The 7,484-nt window shown below is 38.1% G+C and carries 5 protein-coding genes, 9 tRNA genes and 1 rRNA gene; all 15 read right to left on the reverse strand.

Annotation, left to right across the window (positions count from 1 at the left end; genetic code table 11):
- Positions 1 to 114: 114 nt before the first annotated feature.
- Positions 115 to 1,461: a phosphoglucosamine mutase gene (gene glmM / locus AC22L0_RS28060; RefSeq protein ID WP_000521476.1), complete on the reverse strand. Its 1,347-nt coding sequence runs from the start codon at positions 1,459 to 1,461 to the stop codon at positions 115 to 117.
- Positions 1,454 to 2,941 carry a CdaR family protein gene (locus tag AC22L0_RS28065; RefSeq protein ID WP_000359598.1) on the reverse strand — a complete coding sequence of 496 codons (1,488 nt, stop codon included), beginning with the start codon at positions 2,939 to 2,941 and terminating at the stop codon, positions 1,454 to 1,456. Before AC22L0_RS28065 ends, glmM begins: the two co-directional genes overlap by 8 nt.
- Complete coding sequence (cdaA, locus tag AC22L0_RS28070) at positions 2,934 to 3,755, reverse strand: diadenylate cyclase CdaA (RefSeq protein WP_001115697.1); 822 nt, start codon at positions 3,753 to 3,755, stop codon at positions 2,934 to 2,936. Before cdaA ends, AC22L0_RS28065 begins: the two co-directional genes overlap by 8 nt.
- Positions 3,756 to 4,003: 248 nt before the next feature.
- On the reverse strand, positions 4,004 to 4,897 hold the full coding sequence (rocF, locus tag AC22L0_RS28075) for an arginase (RefSeq protein ID WP_000711563.1): 894 nt from the start codon (positions 4,895 to 4,897) through the stop codon (positions 4,004 to 4,006).
- Between the two features lie 210 nt (positions 4,898 to 5,107).
- Positions 5,108 to 6,253, reverse strand: coding sequence for a glycerate kinase (locus tag AC22L0_RS28080; RefSeq protein ID WP_000869584.1), 1,146 nt, complete (start codon positions 6,251 to 6,253; stop codon positions 5,108 to 5,110).
- A gap of 117 nt (positions 6,254 to 6,370) precedes the next feature.
- Positions 6,371 to 6,443 (reverse strand) — tRNA-Ala (locus tag AC22L0_RS28085).
- 10 nt (positions 6,444 to 6,453) lie between these two features.
- Positions 6,454 to 6,525 (reverse strand) — tRNA-Gly (locus AC22L0_RS28090).
- A gap of 8 nt (positions 6,526 to 6,533) precedes the next feature.
- A tRNA-Lys gene (locus AC22L0_RS28095) sits at positions 6,534 to 6,606 on the reverse strand.
- 5 nt (positions 6,607 to 6,611) lie between these two features.
- A tRNA-Gln gene (locus AC22L0_RS28100) sits at positions 6,612 to 6,686 on the reverse strand.
- Positions 6,687 to 6,751: 65 nt separating this feature from the next.
- A tRNA-Tyr gene (locus tag AC22L0_RS28105) sits at positions 6,752 to 6,835 on the reverse strand.
- Positions 6,836 to 6,852: 17 nt separating this feature from the next.
- Positions 6,853 to 6,928: transfer RNA gene (locus tag AC22L0_RS28110), tRNA-Val, on the reverse strand.
- Positions 6,929 to 6,933: 5 nt separating this feature from the next.
- Positions 6,934 to 7,008, reverse strand: a tRNA-Glu gene (locus tag AC22L0_RS28115).
- 24 nt (positions 7,009 to 7,032) lie between these two features.
- Positions 7,033 to 7,105: transfer RNA gene (locus tag AC22L0_RS28120), tRNA-Thr, on the reverse strand.
- A gap of 4 nt (positions 7,106 to 7,109) precedes the next feature.
- Positions 7,110 to 7,184: transfer RNA gene (locus AC22L0_RS28125), tRNA-Asn, on the reverse strand.
- Positions 7,185 to 7,193: 9 nt separating this feature from the next.
- Positions 7,194 to 7,309, reverse strand: a 5S ribosomal RNA gene (gene rrf, locus AC22L0_RS28130).
- Between the last annotated feature and the right edge of the window lie 175 nt (positions 7,310 to 7,484).

The raw sequence follows: 7,484 nt of genomic DNA on the forward strand, positions 1-7,484 counted from the left end.
AAGACCATCTTATAACAAACATGGATAAACCGTCAATGAAATTTTTTTCATCGTCTATAAAACATATGAAAAAGGAGCACTTTTTGTGCTCCTTTTTCATATAAATTCAGCTAATTATTCAGCGCCAACTTCGGCTTTCACAACTTCTACAATGCGATGTACATATGCATCACAAACTTCTTGTGTTGGTGCTTCTGCCATTACACGAATAAGTGGCTCTGTTCCAGATGGGCGAACAAGAATACGGCCATCACCGTTCATTTCTTCCTCTACAACACGAATAATTTCTTTAATTTTTTCATTTTCTAATGCTAATTTTTTATCTGTTACACGAACGTTTACTAGCAATTGTGGGAATTTCGTCATTTCCCCTGCAAGCTCAGATAATGGCTTTTTCGTCATTTTCATGATGTTTACAAGTTGAAGTGCACTTAACATTCCATCACCAGTTGTAATGTAATCAAGTAAGATAATATGGCCTGATTGTTCTCCACCTAGGTTGTAACCTCCGCGCTTCATTTCTTCCATTACGTAGCGGTCACCAACTGCTGTTTTATCACTTGTAATATTATTTGCTTCAAGTGCTTTGTAGAAACCTAAGTTACTCATAACAGTTGAAACAACTGTATTATGTTTTAATTGACCAGTTTCTTTCATGTACTTCGCACAAATGAACATAATTTGATCACCGTCAACGATGTTTCCTTTTTCGTCTACAGCAATTAAACGGTCGCCATCGCCATCAAAAGCAAGTCCGATATCCGCACCTTTTTCTTTTACCAATTCAGCTAAGCCTTCTGGATGTGTAGATCCTACACCCTCATTAATATTCATACCATTTGGAGAAGTTCCCATCGTTGAAATATCAGCTTCTAGGTCTGCAAATAAGTATGGAGCAAGAGAAGAAGTTGCACCATGTGCACAATCTAAAGCGATATGTAGGCCAGAGAAATCTTCTTCAACAGTTTGTTTAATGTACTGTAAATATTTTTGTCCACCTTCAAAGTAATCACTCACTTGTCCAAGATTAGTACCTGTCGGACGTGGTAGTTCATCAACTTCTTTGTCTAATAAAGCTTCAATCTCAGCTTCTTGCTCATCTGTTAATTTAAAGCCATCTGAACCAAAGAATTTAATACCGTTATCTTGTACTGGATTATGAGATGCAGAAATCATAACACCCGCTTGTGCGTCTAGTGCTTTTGTTAAATAAGCAACGCCCGGTGTAGAAATAACGCCAAGGCGCATTACTTCTGCTCCAGTTGATAATAGCCCTGCTACTAAAGCTCCTTCTAACATATGGCCAGATACACGTGTATCACGACCAATAATTACTTTTGGACGATCTGTATCTTTTGTTAATACATAACCACCAAAACGTCCAATTTTGAAAGCTAATTCAGGTGTTAACTCCTTATTTGCAACTCCGCGTACTCCATCTGTACCAAAATATTTACCCATTATGATTCGCTCCTTTTTCTTGCTCTTTTTGATTGTGATTATCTACTGTTGGTTCTTGACTCGTTTCTTTATCTTTATCTTGATTTTGATTTTGGTTTTGATTCTTTTCCTGTTCTTTTTCTGAATCAGGTTCAGGATTTTTTGGTTTCTCATTTTGATTTTCTTGATCGGTGTTTGAATCCGGTTGTTGACCGTTACCCTGTACTTCTTTATCTGGTTTTTCTTTCTTCACAATAGTAACTTTAGCACTTTTTTGTTTTGGCTCTATTGAAATATTACCAGGACCACTCACTTGAATTGAAATATCTTTCGTTCCTGGAGATACATTTTGCAGATTAATTACCGCTGTTATTTGAGCAGCTGTTATTTTATCTACTATACTTGCTTCTCCTGAAATATCAACACTTATCTTTCCATCTTGCGGCGAAAGTAGCTGAGCAGTAACATCTTTAGAAAGTCCATTTTTCTGGATTGGGATACCATCAATCGTTTTTGTTTTCGTTTGTTTTGTTTTTTGCACTCCCACCGAAACCTTCACTTGATTCGGTTTGGCACTTGTTACACCCTTGGGTAATAAAACAGAGGCATCGAATGTTGTAGACTCTGTCAATTGACTAAGATCTACTTCGACCCCCTCTAGCGATTGTATATTATCCAAAATATCTTTTGGACCAGCTATCGTTACTTCTCTCGGTTCAACACTGATATTTGTAACCGCCAATCCTTCTGCTAAACTCCCCTTCTTCGTATACGTTACAGGAACAGTTTTTTCAGTATTATTGGCTGTATTTTGCGTTGCCACATTCAACGTTACACTAATCTTAGATGGACTTGTTCTTACATTTAAACGTTTTCCTTCTTTATTGTATAATGTAACTTCGGGCGTTTTTGTAACAGTTTTATTAACACCTTTTAAATCAACATACGCTTTGGCAGATGAAATGCTTTCAATTTCTTCTTTCGTCCCAACTACCTCAACAGTATCCGGTTTAAGGCTTGATTTTTCTAGAGTAGCCCCCGCTGGCATCTGATCCTCATTTGATAATTTCAGATCTACATGAACATATTTTCTCGCCTTTTCATGAAGAGTAACTTTAATTGTTGATGGCTGAACTGTTCCTTTCACATCATCTGGAAGCCCGTTCGTTTTTAAAGAAATCTCATAAGTTCCTTTTGGACTATCTCGCAAATCAACCGGTATGTCAAATTGTTTTTTTGCTTTTGCTGTAGCAACTGATGCTTTTGGGCCTTCTAATTTTACTTTAACGCCCTCTGCCGGAATACCACTTACAATATATTTCTCCTCATCATACTTAAGATTAATAGCATAATTAGTTAATGTTTCTTTCGTATCATTTGCAAAAGGTAATATACCTGATGTCGTATTTTTTTCAGTTAACGTCGCTGACATAAAAAGCATACACGCCAATAGTAATGAGATCCCTTTTAAAAACCAATGATTCTCCATTAACTTATCCATGACGCTTTCTCCTCCAATTCCATAAAGACGAAGAAGTCGTTTTTTCGTTTCCACTAAATTCAGCCAATAACATATCCTTCAGCTGTTCTGTCTTCAAATCACGATGCAACTTACCATTTTTCGTTAAAGAAATTTGACCAGTTTCTTCAGACACAACTACTGTAATACTATCAGTAACTTCACTAACTCCCATTGCAGCACGATGTCTAGTTCCTAATTCTTTAGAAATAAACGGACTTTCTGATAATGGAAGATAGCATGCTGCTGCTTTAATTGTACTTCCTTGCATAATTACCGCTCCGTCATGAAGAGGTGTATTTGGAATAAAAATATTAATAAGTAATTCCGATGATACGTTTGCATTCAGCGGAATACCCGTTTCCACATAATCACCCATACCGGTCTCTTTTGACAAAGTAATTAATGCACCAATTCTACGTTTCCCCATATATTCGGTTGCTTTTGCTATCGCTGTTGCAACCATTTCAGGTTCATCATCCTCATGCGTTCCAACACGCGAAAATAAACTTCCGCGCCCTAGCTGCTCAAGTGCTCTTCGCAATTCTGGCTGAAAGATAATAATAACGGCTAAAAATCCCCACGTTAATACTTGTTCAGTTAGCCAAGATAGCGTACGCAATTCAAGGAAAATACTGATCATCTTAACGACGATAATAACTGTAATCCCTTTTAAAAGTTGAACAGCTTTCGTCCCTCGGATTATAAGAATTAGCTTATATATAATAAACCATACAATGGCAATATCTAATGCCGTACTAAGATATTTCAAAATGGTCGTATCTTCAAAAGGCATGCTATCCCTTCCTCCTACTTACGAGCAATTCTATCCATATATTGAAATATTGTTTTATGCTCTATCTGTATGTATTTCCAACAACTAGTTAATTATACCATACATGAAACAAACGACAATTACAAACAACCCCCTTTAGCTCAAATTGGTAAGATGTCAAACATTTTTATTGTACAGTATAATATAAATCATTATTATACGCCTATTTTCAAATAAAAAAAGCAACTTCTCAGTTGCTTTTCTTACATTTATTTTAGTTTTTCACCGAATAAAGAACCCATTAAAGCAACTGCTGTTGTTGCCGTTCTATTTCTCTCATCTAAAATCGTATTTACCTCAACAAATTCAGCAGATGTGATAATATCAGCTTCTGCTAACATTTCCATCGCCAAATGACTTTCACGATAAGATAGACCGCCAATTACAGGCGTTCCAACACCTGGTGCATCATGAGGATCAAGACCGTCTAAATCTAATGATAAGTGTACACCATCAGTATGAGATAAATATGCGATTGTTTCTTCCATAACAGCCGTCATCCCCATACGATCAATTTCATGCATTGAGAACACTTTAATACCTTCATTGCGAATGAAATCTTTTTCTCCTTCATCCAATGCACGCGCACCGATAATTACGACATTCTCTTTTTTCACCTTTGGATATGCTCCGTATAAATCTACAAGTGAAGAATGTCCATAACCTAAACTTGCTGCAAGTGACATACCATGAATATTTCCAGATGGTGAAGTTTCCTCTGTATTTAAATCACCGTGTGCATCATACCAAATAACGCCTAAGTTTTTATAATGTTTTGCTACACCAGCTAATGTACCGATAGCAATACTATGGTCACCACCTAATACAAGTGGAAAACGACCTTCTTCTATAATATGATCCACCTTACTTGCTAATTCATTACATACAGTTGCAACTTGTGTAAGGTTTCTTAATTTTGTATTTTCATCTATCTCTTTTTCTCTCTCTATACATATATCTCCCATATCTTTAACGTCATATCCAATTTCTTCAATTCTTTCAATTACCCCTGCATAACGGATCGCGCTCGGTCCCATATCAACTCCACGACGCATCTGTCCTAAATCCATTGGAACTCCAATAACTGAGATTTCTTTTTTCATAGATAGTATCCCCCTTTTATGCCTTCACTAAATATTTTAAATCTTTTATATAGTCTGACTCAACTCGACATTTTTCTGTATGGATATACAATTTATTCACTTATATTCATACTGAAAACTAAATTTCAAGACTATTCTATGTATAAAGTTAACTTAATGAAACAATCGTAATCACTATTATTAAATAATAATAATAAAACACTCCTACATTTAGAAGTGTTTTTCTGATGCTATTTTCCATACTATTGCAATATTTTTTGTTGTCATTTCAATATTTTCTTCTGCTACTTTATATGCTTCTTCTAGTGTCATCGGTCTCGTTGTAATACTAAATACCGCATCTATTCCTTTCTCGTACACAGCTGAATAATCAGATGATACAGACCCTCCAATAGCAATTACAGGCACAGAAAAACGTTTTGCACGCCCCGCAACACCCACAGGAGCCTTTCCATATGCAGTTTGTTTATCTATTCTACCTTCACCAGTTATAATGAGATTTGCATCTTCTATATGTTTATCGAAATTTGTATAATCTAATACAATTTCAATGCCCCTCCGCAAGTCTCCCTTTAACACTGAAATAACAGCCGCTCCCATTCCTCCCGCTGCCCCTGCACCAGGTATTTCAGATACATCAAAAGATACATATCGTTTAAGCATATTAGCATAATGTTGTAAATTCTCATCTAGCTCTTTCATCATCTCTACATTTGCACCCTTTTGTCTCCCAAATATGAAAGATGCTCCCTGCATTCCGACTAATGGATTATCCACATCACATGCCGCTTCTATCTTTACCCCCTTTAAGCGGGGGTCCATTCGTGAAAAATCAATAGCAACAATCGAATGTAATGTGCCTCCAGATGGATCTATTACTTCACCCTTGTCATTTATAAATCTTACTCCTAAAGCTGCTAACATACCTGCCCCACCATCATTTGTAGCACTTCCTCCAAGTCCTAAAATTATGTACTCCACTCCTTGATCTAGCGCATGTAATATAAGTTCTCCTGTTCCTTTTGTCGTTGTAATAAGTGGGTTGCGCTTTTCAACTGGAACGTGCTGTAATCCTGATGCTGCTGCCATTTCAATAAACGCTGTCTTTTTATCTTTAGAAATGCCATAAAAAGCTTGTATACCTTCTCTAAGCGGTCCTGTCACACTAATTGATATAATTCTCCCCCCTGTAGCATCAACAAGTGATTCAACCGTCCCTTCTCCTCCATCTCCAATTGGTATTTTCACATACTCTGCATTAGGAAAAATTGCTCTAAAACCTCTTTCAATAGCTCCACATACTTCTATAGCTTTTAGGCTTTCTTTATATGAATCAGATGCAATAACAACTTTCACAATTATCTCCCCATCCCTTATTTTTACGTTTTCTTTATTTTAAACGACAAGTATAAAAGTTGTCTTTTTAAACAAAAAAAAAGCTTACATCATATGATGTAAGCTTTTTTATTTAGATGGAGCCTAGCGGGATCGAACCGCTGACCTCCTGCGTGCAAGGCAGGCGCTCTCCCAGCTGAGCTAAGGCCCCTTATTAATTAAGCGGAAGACGGGATTCGAACCCGCGACCCCAACCTTGGCAAGGTTGTATTCTACCACTGAACTACTTCCGCAAAAATGATGAGCCATGAAGGACTCGAACCTTCGACCCTCTGATTAAAAGTCAGATGCTCTACCAACTGAGCTAATGGCTCGTAAATGGCTGGGCTAGCTGGATTCGAACCAGCGCATGACGGAGTCAAAGTCCGTTGCCTTACCGCTTGGCTATAGCCCATTAATATTTACTAGTATGGTTATCTTTTCAAAAAAATAAACCCTCTCAGGTTATTTTAAAGAAAATGGTGGAGGGGGGCAGATTCGAACTGCCGAACCCGAAGGAGCGGATTTACAGTCCGCCGCGTTTAGCCACTTCGCTACCCCTCCGACATTTTAAATATATATGGTGGAGGATGACGGGATCGAACCGCCGACCCCCTGCTTGTAAGGCAGGTGCTCTCCCAGCTGAGCTAATCCTCCAAAAGTGGTGACCCGTACGGGATTCGAACCCGTGTTACCGCCGTGAAAGGGCGGTGTCTTAACCACTTGACCAACGGGCCAAAAAAGTTTTAAACCTATTCCCAAGCTTCCAACCGGGCTTGAACCGGTGACCTCTTCCTTACCATGGAAGTGCTCTACCAGCTGAGCTATGGAAGCATAATGGCTCCGCAGGTAGGACTCGAACCTACGACCGATCGGTTAACAGCCGATAGCTCTACCACTGAGCTACTGCGGAATAATATTAGCCTGGCAACGTCCTACTCTCACAGGGACAAGGTCCCAACTACCATCGGCGCTAGAGAGCTTAACTTCCGTGTTCGGTATGGGAACGGGTGTGACCTCTCTGCCATCATTACCAGACTTTTATCATTATAAACATTTCTTTCGAAATGTCAAGAAGAAATTTTAATGCATATTCCTTCAAAACTAGATAACATTGCTACATATTATATGGTTAAGTCCTCGATCTATTAGTATTCGTCAGCTCCACATGTCACCATGCTTCCACCTCGAACCTATCAACCTGATCATCTTT

It is taken from the genome of Bacillus sp. LQ01 (assembly GCF_057624735.1).